General features: G+C 48.9%; 12 protein-coding genes and 1 pseudogene. 4 read left to right on the forward strand and 9 right to left on the reverse strand.

The annotated features are described in order from the left end of the window. Nucleotides 1-21: 21 nt before the first annotated feature. On the reverse strand, nt 22-10,776 hold the full coding sequence (srfAA, locus tag ACWHAR_RS16120) for a surfactin non-ribosomal peptide synthetase SrfAA (protein ID WP_057766256.1): 10,755 nt from the start codon (nt 10,774-10,776) through the stop codon (nt 22-24). A gap of 591 nt (nt 10,777-11,367) precedes the next feature. Beyond that, entirely contained in the window at nt 11,368-11,730 is a 363-nt protein-coding gene (locus ACWHAR_RS16125; protein WP_007409352.1) for a winged helix-turn-helix transcriptional regulator, read from the reverse strand. A gap of 231 nt (nt 11,731-11,961) precedes the next feature. Here ACWHAR_RS16125 and hxlA point away from each other — a divergent pair, with 231 nt between their 5' ends. The 4 genes from hxlA to comJ all read left to right on the forward strand — a co-directional run bounded on the left by hxlA (nt 11,962) and on the right by comJ (nt 14,364). Continuing rightward, entirely contained in the window at nt 11,962-12,597 is a 636-nt protein-coding gene (gene hxlA, locus ACWHAR_RS16130; protein WP_014416875.1) for a 3-hexulose-6-phosphate synthase, read from the forward strand. Beyond that, the gene (gene hxlB, locus ACWHAR_RS16135) at nt 12,594-13,151 is read left to right on the forward strand and encodes a 6-phospho-3-hexuloisomerase (RefSeq protein WP_032872811.1); all 558 of its coding nucleotides are present in this window, start codon (nt 12,594-12,596) and stop codon (nt 13,149-13,151) included. Before hxlA ends, hxlB begins: the two co-directional genes overlap by 4 nt. Before the next feature lie 356 nt (nt 13,152-13,507). After that, a complete protein-coding gene (locus ACWHAR_RS16140; RefSeq protein WP_003156588.1) occupies nt 13,508-13,945 on the forward strand; it encodes a NucA/NucB deoxyribonuclease domain-containing protein in 438 nt (145 codons plus the stop codon). Between the two features lie 20 nt (nt 13,946-13,965). After that, nucleotides 13,966-14,364, forward strand: coding sequence for a competence protein ComJ (comJ, locus tag ACWHAR_RS16145; protein WP_032872809.1), 399 nt, complete (start codon nt 13,966-13,968; stop codon nt 14,362-14,364). Nucleotides 14,365-14,404: 40 nt separating this feature from the next. On the opposite strand, the pseudogene ACWHAR_RS16150 reads toward comJ, so the two are convergent. The 7 genes and pseudogenes from ACWHAR_RS16150 to ACWHAR_RS16180 form a co-directional block, all read right to left on the reverse strand. Continuing rightward, nucleotides 14,405-14,623, reverse strand: a pseudogene (locus tag ACWHAR_RS16150) (family 1 glycosylhydrolase); the annotation flags it as partial. Next, nucleotides 14,548-14,901: a family 1 glycosylhydrolase gene (locus tag ACWHAR_RS16155; RefSeq protein ID WP_079891133.1), complete on the reverse strand. Its 354-nt coding sequence runs from the start codon at nt 14,899-14,901 to the stop codon at nt 14,548-14,550. The pseudogene ACWHAR_RS16150 and the gene ACWHAR_RS16155, both read right to left, overlap by 76 nt. Beyond that, on the reverse strand, nt 14,843-15,166 hold the full coding sequence (locus tag ACWHAR_RS16160) for a YckD family protein (protein ID WP_032872805.1): 324 nt from the start codon (nt 15,164-15,166) through the stop codon (nt 14,843-14,845). Before ACWHAR_RS16160 ends, ACWHAR_RS16155 begins: the two co-directional genes overlap by 59 nt. Nucleotides 15,167-15,238: 72 nt before the next feature. Next, nucleotides 15,239-15,673 carry an RDD family protein gene (locus ACWHAR_RS16165; protein WP_021494203.1) on the reverse strand — a complete coding sequence of 145 codons (435 nt, stop codon included), beginning with the start codon at nt 15,671-15,673 and terminating at the stop codon, nt 15,239-15,241. A 14-nt stretch (nt 15,674-15,687) separates the two neighbouring features. Next, the gene (locus ACWHAR_RS16170) at nt 15,688-16,824 is read right to left on the reverse strand and encodes a zinc-dependent alcohol dehydrogenase (protein ID WP_032872802.1); all 1,137 of its coding nucleotides are present in this window, start codon (nt 16,822-16,824) and stop codon (nt 15,688-15,690) included. Between the two features lie 64 nt (nt 16,825-16,888). Beyond that, the gene (locus tag ACWHAR_RS16175; RefSeq protein WP_032872800.1) at nt 16,889-18,091 is read right to left on the reverse strand and encodes a GTP-binding protein; all 1,203 of its coding nucleotides are present in this window, start codon (nt 18,089-18,091) and stop codon (nt 16,889-16,891) included. A 188-nt stretch (nt 18,092-18,279) separates the two neighbouring features. Continuing rightward, nucleotides 18,280-19,485: an MFS transporter gene (locus tag ACWHAR_RS16180; RefSeq protein ID WP_032872798.1), complete on the reverse strand. Its 1,206-nt coding sequence runs from the start codon at nt 19,483-19,485 to the stop codon at nt 18,280-18,282. Nucleotides 19,486-19,640 lie beyond the last annotated feature (155 nt).

Below are 19,640 nucleotides of genomic sequence, written 5' to 3' on the forward strand. Positions count from 1 at the left end.
ATGTCACCTCTGTCTTTTCTGTTAGAGAATTTCCATTAATTTATCAAGTTCATCAAGCGTCAGATCATCATCGCCAAGATCACTAGGCGTAAGCTCAGGTCCGTCTTGGGCCAGGCAGTGATCTATGATTTTCAAGAGGTGCCCTTTAAAGCTGTCACTGAACGATTGAATGGTTTTTTCATGAAATTCGAGAGAATGATAGGCAAACGTCATCGTCATCTGCCCATTTTCTATAAATCCGACAATATCAAGCGCATTCGGCTTCTCTGTGTCAGGGCTCAGCGATTGTCCTGACGGCATCCCGGATCTTGTAAATAAGCCGGAATCCGACATCTCATTAAACTGGCCTAAGTAGTTAAAGCTGATATCCGGATCAATCTCAAATGAAAGATTCTCTTTATGCTCGGGCGCCGTTACATAACGCAGAATGCCGTAGCCGACTCCTTTGTTCGGGATGTGTCTGATGTCTTCTTTCATTTGTTTCAGCTGATATGAAAGATCGTCGGCGTGCTTCATCTCAAGGATCATCGGATACATGCTCGTAAACCATCCGACCGTCCGGGTGATATTCAAGCCGTCAAGAATGTCTTCGCGCCCGTGGCCTTCCAAATGAACGCCGATCGTGTCTTCACCCGTCCACTCTTTCAGCGCCAGTCCGAGCGCCGTGAGCAGGATGTCGTTCATTTCGGTGTGATAGGCTTCATGTACGTTTGTCGTCAGCTGTTCAGTTTGTTCAGGCGTCAGAGAGAAGCTGACCGTTCTCGTATGTTTCATGCGCTGATCACCAGACTGCCTGTCTTTCGGAAGCTGAGTGCATACCTCTTTTTCCTCAAGCTCTCTCCAGTAATCCGCTTCTTTCAGAAACGCCTTCGTATTTGCGTATTCTTTGATTCTCTCAGCAAATTCGGCGAATGAATGTGTTTTCGGCGGCAGCGCTGGTTCATTGCCTTGCTTCAGCTGCGTATAAACGGACGTGAAGTCCTCCAGTAAAATCCGCCAAGATACACCATCCACGACCAAGTGATGGATTGCGAGAAGAAGGTGGTCTCCATCTTCAGCCCGGAAGAGCCCGGCTTTCAGCAGATGTCCTGTTTCCAGTGAAATACTGCTTTGAAGACGGTCTGCTTCCCTTTCGATACGGTCCTCATGGTCTTCAGCAGGTCCGTTCAGCTCAAAGACGTTCAGTTCAACAGACACATCCTCAAGTCCTCTGTAATACGGTTTTTGTTCACGATAAATCATCCGGAGCGCATCATGGTGCACCGTCAGGACATGTAATGTTTTTTCTGTTATCTCCGGATCAAAGCCGTCTTTCGCGTGAAGCATGACGGATTGGTTCCAGTGGTGTTTGTCGGTGAAGTTTTTCTCAAAGAACCAGCGCTGGATCGGCGTTAACTCCGCTTCGCCTTCGACAGGTCCCTGGTCGGCCTGCTTGCCTTCCGTTCGCTCCACATAGGAGACGAGCTCTTCAATGGTCGGGTGCTGGAAGAGGTCTTTCATCTCCAGCTTGTAGCCGTGCTGGTTCAGACGGCTTGCCATTTGGATGCCTTTGATCGAGTCCCCGCCGAGCGTGAAGAAATTATCGCTTACGCCGATCTGGTCAAGACCGAGCACTTCCTGCCAAATGTCAGAAAGCAGCGTCTCCATCTCCGTTTCCGGCGCTTTGTAAGCGGCGCTTCCCGCTTCAATGTCCGGTGCCGGCAGGGCTTTTTTGTCAATCTTTCCGTTTGCGGTGACCGGAAGCTCGTCCATCTCCACCCAGAACGCCGGCACCATGTAGTCAGGCAGCGTGTCTTTCAGCGCGGCTTTGAGCGCTTCAATATCGTCCTGCCGAGGCGCGACATAGGCGCAAAGCGCGGTATTGCCCGCTTTGTCTTCCACGGCCGTCACCGCTGCGTCATGAACGTCCGCAAGCTGGGCGAGGCGGACTTCGATTTCTGAAAGCTCGATCCGGTAGCCCCGCACTTTGACCTGCTGGTCGATACGGCCGATGTATTCGATGCCGCACTGCGCGTTCCATTTGACGAGGTCGCCGGTCCGGTACATGCGCTCGCCGGGCACGAACGGATCTGCGGTAAACCGCTTCGCCGTTTCTTCCTCACGGTTCAGGTATCCGCGCGCAAGACCGCGGCCGGCCACACACAATTCACCGGCAATGCCTTCCGGCTGCACCTGATCGCCGTCCCCGAGAATATAAACTCTCGTATTGGCAATCGCCCGTCCGATCGAAAGCGATCCTTCCTCCGGATTGATGACGCCGCTTGTCGCGACGACGGTGTTTTCCGTCGGGCCGTAGTTGTTGACGATCGTGTACGGCTGTTTCACCGCCCGCTTCAGCTTGTCACCGCCGACGAGAAGCATACGGAGAGAGGTATTTTCCAGCTCCATAAATTGTTCGGCCAGCTGCGTCGGCAGGAAGGTGATGGTCACGCCGTTCTCCTCGAAATAGTGATTTAAGCGGGTGATATCCAGCCGGATCGCTTCGTCAATGACGTGAAGCTCCGCGCCGATGGTCCATGTCGGGAACATTTCCCAGATGGAGGCGTCAAAACCGAAGCCCGCGTATTTGGCGCTTTTATCATCCGCCGTCATGGCGAATGCGTCGTGATGCCAGAAGCACAGGTTCACCAGCGCATGGTGTTCGACCATGACACCCTTCGGCTGTCCGGTCGTTCCTGACGTGTAAATCATATAAGCGAGATGATCCGCCGTTGTTTCCGTCTGCGGGTTCGCTTCATCGTTTTCATCAAGCGGCAGGCTCAGAATGGAGCGTCCGCCGTCAAGCAGAATCGTTTCTCCTTTGTAGCTTTCCGGCACGTCCAGCGCTTCCTGTGTGAGAAGAAGCTTGGCGCCGCTGTCCTGCAGGATGTAGCTGATGCGCTCTTCCGGGTAGTCGGGGTCAATCGGCACAAATGCCGCGCCCGCTTTCAAGACGCCGAGTACGCCCGCGGCCATTTCCAAGGACGGTTTCGTCAAAATGCCGACACGTTCGTCAGCCGTGACGCCGCAGTCCATGAGAATGCGTGCGATGCGGTTCGCCCTTGCGTTCAGCTCGCCGTACGTCCACTTCGCGCCGTTGTATGCCGCGGCCGGCCGGTTCGCGTGGCGGGCGGCCGTTTCCTCAAAGAGACGGTGAACCGTTTTGTCCCGCGGCACAGAAATTGTTTTTCCTTTCCATGCGTCAAGGAGGGCTTGTTTTTCTGTTTTATTCACCAATGAAAGCCCAGAAAGCTTCGCAGCCGGATTTTCCGCTGCTGCTTCTAACAGTTGAAGCCAGTAATGCTTCCATGTCTCTGCCGTTTCCGGTTTAAACAGCGCGGTGTTATATTCAAGCACAAACGTTAAGCCTTCGTCTGTGTCCTCAGCCGTCATTGTCAGGTCAAACTTGGCTGTTTTTCTGTCAAACGGATGGTGCTTCAGCTCAATTCCTTCCATGACCAGATCTTCCGCATTTGCATTTTGCATTGAAAATACTGCATCAAACAGCGGATTTCTGCTCGTATCACGCTGCACCTCAACCTTTTGCAGAAGGTCTTCAAGCGGATAATCCTGCGCGTCAAATGCATGTAAAGCGGTTTGTTTCACTTCTTTAAGATAGTCCGTGAACGTTTTGTCCGCTTCCGGATACGTACGAAGCGCGAGTGTATTCACAAAAACACCGATGACGTTTGCGAGATCCGCATGTGACCGTCCCGCAACCGGCGAACCGACAATGATGTCATGCTGTCCGCTCAGTTTTGAGAGAAAGGCGCTGTATGACGCCAGCAGCACCATGTACATGGTAGAATCTGTTTGTTTCGCAAGACTGCGAAGAGCCGACGTCTGTTCCCCAGTCAGAGAAAAGACCAGCTTGTCTCCTTCAAAGGTTTGCACGGCCGGACGGCTGTAATCAGCCGGCAGCGTCAATACCGGAAGCTCGCCGTCAAGCTCCCGAAGCCAATGCTCCTCCTGCTTGCGGTACTGCTCTGATTGAATAAATTTCTGCTGCCATACCGCATAGTCTTTATAATGGATCCGCAGCGGATCAAGCGTTTCGCCGCCATACAAGCGGGACAGTTCATCTATCAGCACGCCGACTGAAGCGCCGTCCGAAATGATATGGTGCATATCAAACAGCAACAGGTGGTCATGTTCAGCCAGCTTGACCAGTCCCGTTCTGACGAGAGGAAGCTGATCCAGGCGGAACGGCCGGATAAAGCTCTGAATAATCCGTTCAGCATCTTCTTCAGAGGCTTCATAATATTCCATGTCGATATCAGCTTCCGCCCATATGCGCTGAACCGTTTCTCCATCCTTTATGTCAAATGTCGTTCTGAAGGCTTCATGGCGTTCTGTCAGCTGTTTCATGACGGATTTCAGCTTTTCTGCATCAAGCTTTCCTTTTAAGCGGAGCACAGACGGCATGTTATAGCTTGTTTCAGCGCCTTCCAGCTGCTGAAGCACAAACATCCGCTTCTGCGGTGAAGAAACCGGATACGTTTCCCGCTCGGCAGCCGGTGCGATGCTCTCTGCCGTTTTCCGCTCAGCCCCTTCAATCAGCTGCGCCAGCCCCGCAGCCGTCGGAGAAGTGAACAGATCCTTTAAGGTAAGCTGCACGCCGAATGTCTTCTGGATAAGGGCCAGCAGTTTCATCCCCGCTAACGAGTGGCCCCCGATCTCAAAGAACTGATCATGGACGCCGACCCGCTCCATTTGCAGCACCTCAGCCCAAATATCCGCCAGTTTTTGTTCTGTTTCATTGCGCGGCGCCGTATATGACACGGCATTCGCTGCGGTCACATCCGGCATCGGCAGCGCCCGCCTGTCGATTTTTCCGTTCCCTGTTAGAGGCAGTTCATCCAATTGAATAAAGACGGACGGAATCATATAAGCCGGAAGATCCTTCGCCGTATGCTCCCTCAGCTCCCGGGAAGAGATTTCCCTGAGGCCGACAACATACGCGCAAAGAAGTTTGTCACCCGCGCCCTGATCCACAGCGAGCACAATGCATTCCTGAATCTGGTCATGACTTTGAAGCTGATGCTCAATTTCGCCAAGCTCAATCCGCTGACCGCGGATTTTCACCTGATGGTCGATACGTCCGATAAACTCGATATCGCCATTCGGAAGCCATCTGGCCAAGTCGCCCGTTTTATACATCCGTTCACCTTCCTTAAACGGATGCTTTACAAATTTTTCTTCCGTCAGTTCAGGACGGTTGTAGTAGCCTTCTACGAGACCTTCACCGCTGACGCACAGCTCTCCCGCGATACCGGCCGGCTGAATGCGTCCGGCTGAGTTCATAATAAAGACTTCCGTATTGCTGACCGGTTTCCCGATCGGAACGGAGAGCGTATCCTCTTCAATGACATCCACTGGATGGTATGTCGCAAACACCGTGCTTTCCGACGGGCCGTACATATGAAGCAGTCTTCCTTTTCCGACTGCCGCCAGCGCCTTTTTGACATGTTCTACTGACGCTCTTTCGCCCCCGAACATGATTTTCCGAAGCGTCGTCAGACAGGACGGCTCCATATCAACAAGCAGGTGGAACAGGGCCGTCGTAATCATCAGAATGCTGACGTTCTCCCGTTTGATCACACGGGACAGACGTGACATATCCAGCACCGTATCTTTCGGGACGATCACAAGCTTTGCACCGTTTAACAGCGAACCGAACATATCAAACATAAAAGCGTCAAAGACGTAGTTTGACAGACCGAGCACTGTGTCCTCTTCAGAAACGGTCAAATAGTTCGTGTTCTTTACCGTTCGCAAAATGTTGGCATGTGTGACGATGTTTCCTTTCGGCGTTCCCGTCGTGCCAGATGTATAAGTGAGATTGGCAATCGTTTTGGAATCAAACGGCAATGCTGGATTGTGAGAGTCCTTTTCATAGCTCGCCTCATCATCAGCAAGCACAATGACGCCTTGAAAACCGGCCTTTTCCGCAAGCGGCTTGAGGCTTTGCTGAGTCATGAGCACATTCGCCCCGCTGTCACGGAAGAAATGCTGAATCCGCTGAACCGGATGCTCAGGATCAATCGGCACATAGGCGGACCCCGCTTTTAACACAGCCATAATGGAAACAATCATATCCATTGACCGTTCACACAGAACAGCCGCGGTTTTCCCGCCGCCTCCGACTGAAAGAATATGCCGCGCAAGCCTATTGGCGCGTTCATTCAGCTGCTGATACGACAGGGTTTCCCCTTCGAACTGAAGAGCCGTCCGGTCAGGGTTCTTTCGGGCCTGTTCTTCAAAGATCTGCACGATCGTTTGCTCTTTCGGGTACGCCGTGCGCTCCGGATTGACCCGCTGTAATTGAGTCAAAGCCTCCCGTTCAGAAAGCAGATCATATTCGCTGATTTTCACATCCGGCTGAGCTGCCGCGCTCTCCAGCAGACGGACATAGTGCGCAAGCATGCGATCCGCAGTTGAGCGCTTAAACAGCTTCGTGCAATAATCCAAATCAAGCGCAAGGCCTTCCGCTGTTTCCCGAGCCTGCATGGTCAGGTCGAATTTGGCGATATTGAAGTTTGTTTCATGAAGAGACAGCGTCAGATTACCGATCTCCGGAATACCGTCCGAAGCATTTTGCAGACTGAACATCGTGTCAAATATCGGATGCCTGCTCATATCCCGGGGCACGTTCAGCTCCTCGGTCAGCCACTCAAACGGATAATCCTGATGAGAAAACGCGTCCAGCACCTGCTTGCGCACATGACCTAACAAGCCGGCAAATGTCTGATCCTGCTTCACGGAGCTTCGCAGCGCAAGCGTGTTGACAAACATCCCGATAAGCCCCTCGGTATCAGAGTGATTTCTTCCCGCTGACGGTGTTCCCACGATGATGTCTTCCTGTCCTGAATACTTAGAAAGCAGCGTATAGTAAGCTGATAACAGCACCATGTAAAGGGTGGCTCCGTTTTTCTCGGCAAGCTTCTGCAGCCGTTCCCGCAGCATTTTCGGCAGCTTGGCGGACACGCGGTCACCTTCAAAGCTTTGCACCTGCGGCCGCGGATAATCAGGGAGCAGCTGAAGCACCGGCAGTTCGCCGCTGAAGACTTCTTTCCAGTACGCCCGCTCCTTCTTGTAGCCTTCTTTCGCCCGTTCCGCCTGCCATACGGCATAATCTTTATATTGAATGCGCAATTCAGGCAGCTGATTTCCGCCGTAGATGTCAGCCAGTTCCTTCAGCATGATGGAAATAGACACCCCGTCAGAAATCAGGTGATGCATATCAAACAGCAGCATATGGCGATTGTGATCGAGCGTTTGCAGGCCGATTCTGAACAGCGGCGCCTCAGATAAATCAAAACGGCGCACAAAGTCCTTCATGACCTGTTCATTCGTTCTTCCGCGCGCTTCAATCATTTCAATATGAAACGGAACATGTTCGTGAATCACCTGTCTCGGCGTGCCGTCCTCTGATTGAAACGATGTTCTGAGCGCTTCATGCCTGCTGATTAAGGCAGAAAATGCACGCTCAAGCTTTTCACGGTCTAAAGCGCCCTCAATCATGGCCGCAGCCGGCATGTTATATCCGACTCCCGCGTCTTCAAATTGGCTCGCGATATAAGTCCGCTGCTGAGCGAGCGAAAGCGGATAGCTCGCCTGCTTCTCAGCCGGCTCAATCGCACTGAATGCCGGTCCTTCGTTTCGGTTTTCCGCATAATCGGCAAGCGCCGCAATCGTCGGATGCTCAAACAAGTATTGCAGCGGAATTTCGACGCCCATTTGCTTATGAATTTTCGTCAGAAGCGTCATGGCCTTTAATGAATGACCGCCTGACTCGAAGAAATGATCATAAATGCCCGCCTTGTCCATTCCGAGGACTTCCTGCCAGATGACGGTGAGCGTTTCCTCCGTTTCATTTCTCGGCGCGGCATATTCGGATGAACTGACAGCCTGCACATCAAGCGCAAACAGCTTTTTGCGGTCTGCCTTCCCGCTCGGCGTGAGCGGAATTTCGTCCGTTTTTGTAAAGTAAGCGGGCACCATGTAATCAGGAAGGTGCTTTGACACATACTCTCTGTACTCGGCAGGGTGAAACTCGGTTCCTTTTTCCTGAACGATATATGCGCAGACATCTAAGCTGCCCTGCAGATCCGGCCGTGCCAGCACGACGGCCTGCGCCGCGCCCGGAGCTTTTCTGAGCACCGTTTCAATTTCTCCCAGCTCAATGCGGTAGCCGCGGACTTTCACCTGATCATCTTCACGGCCGATATATTCGATCGTCCCATCCGGCAGCCAGCGCGCCATATCACCCGTGCGGTACATGCGGCCGCTTCCGTTAAACGGGTCCTGCAAAAACTTCTCTGCGGTCAAATCCGGAAGATTTAAATAGCCGCGGCCTACACCGTCACCCGCGATATACAGCTCACCGGCCGTGCCGTCGGGCTGAAGCCGCTGGTGCTTATCCAATATATACAGACGGGCGTTGCCGAGCGGTTTCCCGATCGGAACGTACGCCGCCTGTTGATTCATTCCGTTATCGGCTGACACCTGATGCACGGACGCATCTACGCACGTTTCTGTCGGCCCGTAGACATTCGTCAGACGCGGCGCCCTGCCCGATTGATGAAAGAGCGTCATCAGCTGTTCAGCAACAGCCGCGGACAGGCCCTCTCCCCCAATGAGCATGTGGCGCAATTCAATTCCGCTGACATCTCCCGCCGCAACCATCATCTGCAGATGCGCAGGCGTTCCGTCAGTGGCTTCAATCCGGTTTTGACGATAATAGTCCAGCAGTGCCGAGCCATTCGTCACAGTCGTTTTCGGCACGATATAAAGCGTCTGTCCCAAAAGAAGCGAGGCAAAAATCTGTTTGACGGACGCATCAAAATGAAACGGAGCCAAAAGCGCCATTCTTAACGTCTGCTCACCGCATTGATAAATCTCCTGCTGCAGTGATTGCACCAGATGATGAACTTGCCGGTGCTCAATCATCACGCCTTTCGGCCGCCCCGTTGTACCTGACGTGTAGATGATGTAAGCCAGCCGGTCTGATTGTGTGCTGACACCGTCCGCAGCCGTTTCAAACTGAACAGCCTCGTCAAAATCAATCCGTTCGGCATCCGCTGCAGGCACCTGTATTCCGGTCTCCGTCAGAACAGCCTTCGCTCCGCTGTCCTCTAAAATGTACTGAATCCGATCCGCCGGAAAGTCAGGATCTATCGGCACATAAGCGCCGCCCGCTTTCAAAATTCCCAATATTGCCGCAATGACACGCTCAGATCGGCCAAGCAGCACCGCGACAGGAGAATCGGCTGATATCCCGGCTTGAAGAAGGCGTCCGGCAATACGGCCTGATTGTTCATGCAATGTGCGATAGGACAATGTTCGGCCTTCATACACAACTGCGGGTTTGTCAGACAGTGACTTCACTTTCTCTTCAAACAGCCCCGGTATCGTCATCTCCTTGCGGTAATTCACCGGATTGCCGGAGGCCCGTTTCAGCAGCCGCTCTTTCTCGGATTCAGAAAGAAGAGTAAGTTCATCAATTATGCGATCAGGAGATGAAATCGCATCTTCAATCAGCGTGATCAAACGTTCAGAAACAGATTCAATCTCTTCCCCCTTGAAAATGTCGCTGCGATAGTCAAAATCAATTGTCAGTTTCCCGGTGTCCCATCGTTCCTTCACATGAATCGAAATATCATTTGTACCGCTTCCGCTGAAAATAGGGTCTGTCAGGAAGGACAGATTCTCTTTTTTCTGCCACTGCATCACCTGGTACTCCAGAGCCACCGTAAACAATCTGCTCAGCGAACTTTTCGAAGCACGCAAATCATTGACAAGCAGGTTATACGGATACTTTTGGTGGCGGAGAATTTTCATCAGATCCTTCATCCGGCCTTTAACGAATTCCAAGAACGACTGTCCTCCGTCAACGCTTGTCCGCACAGGCACCGTAGATACGAACATCCCGAGCATCTGCTTTTCTTTCGCATTCGTCCGGTTTCCCATAAACGTACCCGTGACAACGTCATCCCGGCCGGTCACTTTGTAGAGATAAGTGATCAGAGCTGACTGGAACAGAGACAGTACGCTGACTTTATGCTCCTCGCAGAATGAATGAATGCGGCCATATAAGTCGTGAGGAATTTCTTGAGAAAACCGTTTCGCATCAAGACCCGCATCTGCCCGGCTCCGTTTCAGGGACACAAGCTCCGGCACGGTCTCAAACTGCCCGTTCCAAAAGTCCCGATCCTTCTTAAACCGCTTCGACTGCACATATTCCTGCTCTGTCAGCACGTGCTCGATAAAAGAAGGAATCTCCGTCTGTTCCTCACTTGTCCCGCCTGAAAGCTCCAAATAAATATCAGTAATCGCATTGCCCAGAATCGTCATGGAAATCCCGTCTGAAATAATGTGATGCACATTAGCGTAAAACCAGACCTCATTTTCACTGATCGTGTGCACGGAAAAACGGAATAAATCCTGATCATATAACGCCAGAGGCTTGCCAGCTTCTTCACGCCCCCATTTTGACAGCTCGTCCGCAGAGCAGCCGGCTTGCCTGATATCCGTGTGCCCGATAGAGAGCGGACGGTATTCGCTCACATATTGAACGGGCTCCCCCTCATCATCAAGCCGCAGACGGATTCTCATCGACTCATACCGCCGGACGAATTCCTGTATCGCTTTCTCAACGTAATGAGCCTGTACGCCGTCTTCAGAAATGAGTTTCCCGAACCCGGCAAGATTTGAAATACTTGTGTTCGGATAGAATTTTTCTGTATACCAGATACGTTTTTGAGCATTTGTTAAAGGATAAAAAGTTATTTCCATATGTGTGCGCCTCCCCTTTTTAAGATATAGTTGTCAATTCTCCCTTAGAAACAGCCTCCCTCTATGTCCCTAACTCATTCTCAAGCCAAAAGAACCACTTACCTCAAAAACGATCCCGATTCAATCACCGCCGAAATCCGTCATCCGTTCACCCGCGCAGTCCGAAATACGGCATCAAATTTATGAGAAATCAAGACAAAAAGCCATTGATTGTAAGCACGAAAGGTTTACCTATTTCTGCATGTATTTCTATATATCTACTTACGTTCACTTTATATGAAAATATTGTTTTTATCACCGAAAAATGGGTGAAAAGTTTCATGCGGCACACCGAAAAAAAATCCGACAAATCCAGAGGGTATTTTGCGGCATCCCGCAATTTATTTTCAAAAATATTATTTACGTAAAATTAAAAATCTTTAAACTATAATGAAAATCTGTCGAATATCCAGTTATGGCAGAAATAAAAAAAATTTACGTACGTAAGCTGACCCGGAAAAAACAGCGCAAGAACCGAAACAGACGGCCCGAATGTTCGCAATATGATTTCATTAAACCGCAAAAAAAGCACTCTATTTTACATAGAGCACTTCAAAAAGATTCCTTTATTGCAGTTTTATCAATGTTGATTAATTCCATATAATCTTTTCCCCACTTATACATGGCGTCCAGAATCGGCATAAGGCTTTCTCCTTGCGCCGTTAAAGAATACTCCACTTTCGGAGGGACGACAGGGTAAACTTCCCTGTGAACGATCAGATCCTGCTCCAGCTCCCTGAGCTGATTCACAAGAATTTTGTGCGTAATATCCGGAATTAAAGCTTTCAGCTCATTAAACCGCTTCGTCCCTTCTTTTCCCAAGTGCCACATAATCAGCATTTTCCACTTCCCGCCTATCACGGCAAGCGTCAATTCCTTTTCGCAATTAAACGTTTTCTCATCCATTCGGCTCACAGACAATTCTCCTTCCTCTTACTTTTTGTACGGTCATCATCTATTCATACACGCTTACTTTTTCACACAACTTTCATCAGTTTATACTACCACGCAGTTTTGCTGAAACAAAGCGCATTGCCTGCGGGGACAGTATCCTCAAAGTAACTATTAGACTTCAAAGTGCGTACTTCTCAACATGCGGGGCACTCTATAGAATGGAAATACATGAAAAAGAGGAGTGGATATAAAGTGGAATTACAGCTGGCATTAGACTTAGTAAATATCCCGGAAGCAATTGAACTTGTGAAAGAGGTCGAACAATATATAGATGTTGTAGAAATCGGCACTCCCGTTGTCATTAATGAAGGACTGAAAGCCGTGCAGGAAATGAAAACAGCCTTTCCTCACTTGAAAGTGCTTGCCGATCTTAAAATCATGGATGCAGGCGGTTACGAGATTATGAAAGCGGCAGAAGCGGGAGCCGACATCATCACCGTTTTAGGAGCGACAGACGACTCAACGATCAAAGGGGCCGTTGCCGAAGCAAAAAAACAGCAGAAAAAAATCCTCGTCGACATGATAAACGTAAAAAACCTTGAAACACGGGCAAAAGAAATTGACCAACTCGGTGTTGATTATATTTGTGTTCATACGGGTTATGATCTTCAGGCAGAAGGAAAAAATTCATTCGAGGAACTGACGGCGATTAAAAAAGCGGTCAAGAGCGCTAAAACCGCAATTGCCGGAGGCATTAAACTTGATACGCTTCCTGAAGCCATCAAACAAAACCCAGATTTAATCATTGTCGGCGGAGGCATTACGGGAGCTGACAATAAAGCGGATGCTGCTGCTAAAATGAAACAGCTGATCACACAAGGATCATGAAAACGACTGAATACTTACATGAAATACTAAATGAAATATCCCGCACCGCAGCATTAATATCCGACAGTGAAGCTGACAAGCTTGCGGATCAGATTTTATCGGCAGATCAAATCTTCACGTCCGGAGCGGGGCGTTCCGGCTTTATGGCTAAAGCGTTCGCCATGAGGATGATGCACATCGGCCTGAACGCTTACATCGTCGGTGAGACGCTTACCCCTCCCCTCCAAGAAGGCGATCTCGTCATCATCAGCTCAGGCTCAGGCGAAACAAAAAGTCTGCTTCATACGGCTGAAAAAGCCAAAAGCCTTAACGGCATCATCACTGCATTAACGATTAACCCCGCTTCAAGTCTCGGCAAACTTGCGGATCTTACAATAACGATTCCCGGCTCTCCTAAGGAAGAGACCGGCGGAGACAGAAAGACGATTCAGCCGATGGGTTCTTTATTCGAACAAACTCTTCTGCTGTTTTACGATGCGGTTATTCTAAAAATCATGGAGAAAAAAGAATTGAATTCAGCAGACATGTTTACAAAGCATGCGAATCTGGAATGATTTGCTGACGGCCTTCTTATCAGATGGCCGTCTTTTTATCGTCTTGTTGCGCACGGTCATACAGGCCAAGGTTTTCGGGTCAGACACTCGCAGACGAAGATATCCTGCCGGTGAGCTTATCGCTATAATAAGTCAATTGACGATACGGCCGCAACCATTCATTTCTGAATAGGGAAACGGCAAAAACACTTTCTGATCGAATTTTTAATGAATAAAGTTGATTTGTGCGGATGGTTTTACAGATATTCAGCTGAATTGCGGCTGAGAAATATATTTTAACAGCTTTACAGCCGGCCGATTCTGCTTTATTCTTGGACCAGCTTTACAGCAATTAAAACTGGAGGTGATTGATACTCTTGAAAACATTAAAAGCACTGCTGCTTGTTCTTATCATCATTGCCGGAGCAGTCGCGGCCCTGATCAAGGGTGATCTTTTCTCAGATAACGAGCAAACCGTTCAGAAGAGTGATTACGACAAGGTAATCCTATTTCCGTCCGATCGATATCCGGAAACAGCAAAGCATATTAAGGACGCGATAAAAGAAGGGCATTCCAGCATATGCACCATTGACAGAGACGGAGTACATAAGCGGCGTGAGCAATCTCTTAAACATGTGCCTGTCAAAACGGGATACGATAGGGATGAATGGCCGATGGCGGTTTGTAAACAGGGCGGAAACAACGCCTCCGTAGAATATATTTCTCCGGCAGACAACCGCGGAGCCGGCTCATGGGTCGGACACCAGCTTACCAATGATCCCGACGGAACGAGAGTATTATTTAAAATTAAGTAAAAAACAGGAGGAACAGCGCATTGATTAAATCATGGAAACCGCAAGAACTGGCCATTTCTTATCATCAATTTACAATCTTCCAAAAAGATTCAGAACCGCCTGTTATCGATTGGACCGATGAAGCCATTGAAAAAGGATATGCGGAAGCTGACGGAGCTGTTTCATTTGAGGCAAGGAGAAATACGAGGGCATTTATCGTTCTCAGGCTTAACACAAGTGAACCGGTACCATCCTATGAGAAAAAAGCGACTGTTCCCTTTGAGGCTGTAAAAGATGGAATTGAGATTGAAAGCGTGATGTCAAAGCGGCTTTTCTTTCATATTCCGAAAGGCCGATACAGCCTTACCTGTTATTCAGTGCCTGCCGAAATATCCGATCTTCATGCGGATACGTATATTATTGATGCAGCCGTAATGTAAAAGAAATCCCTGAGAGAATCATATTTCTCTCAGGGAACTTTTATAAACTTTTACCGTTTGTTTCAATTACATTCCGGTACCAATAAAAACTTTTTTTCCTGATCCGTTTCAAATCCTTTTCATCTTCTTCATCTCGATTGATATACACAAAACCGTAGCGTTTTTGATAGCCGTTCAGCCAGCTTAACAGATCCGTGAATGACCAGCTGCAGTAGCCGATGAGATGAACTCCGTCACTAATAGCCACTCTGCACTGTTTACCCATACTGAAGGTCCTTTACCGTCTTTATTCCAGGCTCCTTCAGCCTGATAGGCAGCCGAGGCTGACTCCCATAGAAATGTATCAGGGAACAGGCCCTGTTTTTTATGTATCATGTGTTTCATCCTCCTGATGCCTATGATATTGATATCATACGTTATGAAACGCGTTTCAGAGCAATCCCGATAAAAACAAAAAAGCATCCGGCTTGCCGGATGCTTAAGAATGATGATGCCGCTTTTCCAATTTATGAGGCGGAGGCTTCGGGACAAACCCATTTTGTTTCATCATGTTAAAGCGCCTGTCCATATGCTGTTTAATATGTTCTGCTTTTTCTTTCGGCAGGACCCCGTACTCGACATATTTGGATATGACATGTTTTCGTTTTTCGAGCACTTCTTTTTCAAGTGATTCAATTTCTTTTTTCTGCTGTTCCGTGAGTGACATTGTTGAAGGCATTTTTGTTCCGGCGGCGTGTGCCGGCATTGTGAAAACCATTGCTGTAATGAAAAACGCAGCTAAAGACAATGCAGCTCTTTTCATGATTCTTTCCTCCTTTAACGTTTGTTATATGTTTCTCCCTCATCCATTTTTTATGCAAAAAAAAGAGCGAAATTATTCGCTCTTTTCAATCGATTCGTCCGGCAGCGCGTACGTGACATACGTTCCCGCTACAAAATCGTGGATTGACCGTTTGTCTTCTCTCATTCCGACCATGAATGCGCTCACGATCACACCGATTCCAAACGTCACCCCATATATCAGGCCGCCCACAAGCACTCTCAAAATCATAGTGAGAAAGCCTACCTGAGTTCCGTCTTTTTTGACGATGCGGATACCGCAGATCTTTTTGCCGATAACATAACCGTTCCAGTAGACAGGGAGCAAAATACCATAAAGAGTCAAAATAATGCTGATCATTGCGCTCTCATTCGGATCTTTTCCTGTTGCCAGCATAAAAATAATCGCCAAAGGCACTGAAGTAATTAAATAGTCGAGTACCACGGCTCCCAATCTGATCCAAAATCCCGCCGGTCTGTAAATATTCATCGTGTTTCTCCTCACTATGGCTTTAAAATCACTTTAATGTTGCCATCTTCTTTTTTGTCAAATATATCATATGCAGCAGGAGCTTCCGCAAGACTCATTTTGTGTGTAATGATGTCCGTCGGATCAATTTCATTTTGTTCGATCATTTGATACAGCATCGGCATCAGATGAATAACGGGTGCCTGGCCCATTTTTAAAGAAACGTTGCGTGTGAAAAAATCACCGAGCGGAAAGCCGTCCGCTTCAGAAATGTATGCGCCCGTGAGCTGCACGGTTCCGAACTTCTTAACGGCTTCTGATGCTGTAAGAATCGGACTGATCGTTCCGAACTGATTCGGTTTTTGCTCTGTTTTTTCTTTTGACAGCGGCGTGCCGTCCATTCCGACACAATCAATCACTACATCCGCGCCCCCTGACGTTTGTTCATGCAGCAGTTTCCCGATCTCATCATGTTCTGAAAAATTGAAGGTCTCTGCTCCGTTTATGCGTCTCGCATGTTCAAGGCGATGCGGGACTTGATCGACTGCGATAACCCGCTTTGCTCCTTTTTTCCACGCGAATTTTTGCGCCATTAAACCGATCGGACCTGATCCCAGAATCACGACTGTATCTCCTTTTTTCACTCCGCTGTGCTGGACGCTCCAAAAGGCGGTCGGCATGACATCTGACAGAAGCAGCACATGCTCATCTTCAAGCTCACTGTCTGCCGGAACCAGAAAAGAAGAGAAATCAGCATAAGGAACACGTAAATATTCAGCCTGCCCGCCGGGATAATTACCGTTAAACTCCGAAAAACCGAATAAGCCGCCGGCATCTGTATGAGGATTTGGATTAGATTCATCACACTGGCTTTCCATCTGGTGCTGGCAATAATGACATTCTCCGCAGCCGATGTTAAAAGGAATCACGACCCGGTCGCCTTTTTTCAGCTTTTTGACTTGACTGCCCGTTTCTTCAACGATTCCCATCGGCTCATGCCCGACGATATAACCCGGATCGGCGGGTATTCCGTTTTTATATAAATGAAGGTCTGAACCGCATATCCCGGTTGCGGTGATTCGAACGATGACATCCCTCTCATCTTGAATGGCGGGTGCCGGGACTTCTTTCACTTCCATATGTTCTTTTCCTTGGTATGTCAGTGCTTTCACACTTGGTCAGCTCCTTTTTAATCACTCCTTCCCTTTTCACCTGCTTCTAAACTTGGCCGGAATGTTATTCGGCCCGCTGAATATCCCATTGAAAAGGATCTTCAAGCTGCGACCAGTCGGAATCGAACTCAGACGGCGTGAGCAGGCACTGATCCAATTCCTTTGTAATGGCTGCTTCATGTAAATCTGTTCCGATAAACACCAGGTTCGTATGACGGTCTCCGAATTGGTCGTCCCAATCTTCCAGAATCTCCGGTTCCTGCTGTTTAATCTGCTCCTGCTCAAGTTTCGGCATTGCCGCCACCCAATAAGAAACAGGCTCAATCGAAACTGCCGGACCCGCCTGAGACATCAGCAGCGCAAGGCTGTTGCGGGTTGCGCACCAAGCAATTCCTTTTGCGCGCACAATGTTGTCAGGCATTGATTGATGCAGCCAGCTGTCAAAACGAACGGTATGAAACGGCAGACGCCGCGAGTACACAAACGAAGTGATGCCGTACTCTTCCGTTTCGGGAGTGTGCGCTTCATGACCTGCCGTCAGCTCCTTTATCCATCCTGCTGATGAACTCGCTTCCTCAAACTCAAATAAACCGGTATTCAATATGTATTCGGCGGGCACTTCTCCGCGGACGGACCGGATCAGTCTGGCACGGGGCTGTAATGCGCGAAGAACCGTTTCCAGCTGTTCAAGCTCTTTTTCGCCCACCATGTCGCATTTATTTAAAATGAGCACATCACAAAACTCGATTTGGTCAATTAATAAATCGGCAATCACCCGTTCATCCTCTTCTCCCGCCGCTTCCTTCCGGTCAAGAAGGCTGTCACCGGACTGGAAATCATGCCAGAAGCGGTTTGCATCCACCACGGTCACCATTGTGTCCAGCCTGCAGAAAGTTGTCAGATCAATGCCCATTTCTTCATCTATATAAGAAAATGTCTGGGCAACGGGAATCGGTTCGCTGATCCCTGTTGATTCAATCACAATATAATCAAATCTGCCGTCTTTCGCGAGTTTCTCAACTTCGACTAATAAATCTTCACGCAGCGTGCAGCAGATACAGCCGTTGGATAATTCTACGAGTTTCTCATCCGTCCTTGACAAGCCGCCTCCCTGCTTCACCAAGCCCGCGTCTATATTTACTTCGCTCATGTCATTGACGATGACGGCAATTTTTAAACCGTTGCGGTTTTGTAAAATATGATTCAAAACGGTCGTCTTTCCGGCACCAAGATAGCCGCTCAATACTGTAACCGGAATTTTTTTCATAAAATAGCCTCCTGACAAAATAGAATGATTACGATTTACATCCCGCACCTGCCTTATTTTCATCATGATGTACATTGTTATAAATCGTAATCGTTACTATTTATTCTGATATATTCTCCGTTTAAAATCAAGTGAAAAATAATCAATCATAAAAAAGACACGCTGTCATACGTGTCTTCCGCCCAAACTTAAACATCCGCAGGACTGTTTTCAGTGCCATAGCTTTTTCTCCAAAAATAGCCTGCGGCCAGAACAAGCACAAATGCGAGCAATGCGATACATGAAAAAGAGATAAAACCGATCGCATAAGTTCCCGTCATCTGCTTCAATGATCCTAAAATATTCGGAAGGAAAAACCCCCCTATGCCGCCGGCCGCTCCGACGATCCCCGTCACCATTCCGATTTCTTTTGCAAAGTGCTGAGGGACAAGCTGAAATACCGCTCCGTTGCCCATACCGAGCGCCATCATTCCGATAAACAGCAGAACGACAACCGTTGAAAGCGGAGGCAGGCTGCTGACTCCCGCCATACACAGAGCCGCGATGACAAACAGTACAGCGAGAACTTTCGCACCTCCCGCACGGTCTGAAATCCAGCCTCCTGCTGGGCGAAAAAAACTGCCCGCCGCGACACATATTGTAACGAAATCACCGGCATGGATTTTTGACAATTGATATTGATCAACGAAAAAAATCGCCAAAAAACTTGATAATCCCACAAAACCTCCGAAAGTGACGCCGTACAAAAGACAGAAACACCATGTCTCCTTCTGCCTGAAAACGTGAAGGTAGTTTTTAAGCGGCTGCGGTGCGGGCTGTGCAGGAGAGTCCTTCGCCATGACGATAAACAGAATAAAAACGATCATCAACGGAAGAAGCGCAATTCCCATTACACTGTGCCACCCAAACTGTTCCGCAAGGCGGGGACCGAACAATGTCGCAAACAAAGTGCCGCTGTTGCCGGCACCTGCTATCCCCATCGCAAGCCCCTGCAAGTGAGGCGGATACCACCGGCTCGCCATCGGAAGCGCAACAGCAAAACTTGCGCCCGCTACGCCCAGCAGAATGCCGATCGCATACAGCTCAGTCAAAGAACGGCCGCCGAATGCCCCCCAAAGCAGCGGGATCATCGTGATCAGCATCCCGATCACGGCTGTTTTCTTCGGCCCGATCCTGTCCGTTAACACACCTAAAATGATCCGAAACACAGATCCTGATAAGATCGGCAGAGCCACGACAAACCCTTTTTCAAAAGAAGACAACCCGAAATCCTGAGAAATATAAACGCCGAGCGCCCCCAGCATTACCCAAATCATAAAACTCACATCAAAATATAGGAAGGAACAGAGCAGAGTGAGCGGATGACCGCTTGTTTTTAATTCCGACAGCTTCATAACATTCTCCTTTCCGGTCTTCTATCATTTCAAATTGCTGAATCAAGAATATATGACCGGCATTCACCGGAAAAGACATGTGTAAGATAATGCGACACATTTAATGCGTTAATCAGGCAATGTGCCATAATTTCTCATAGAGAAGCAATCTTACA

The organism is Bacillus sp. LR--39 (genome assembly GCF_053613335.1).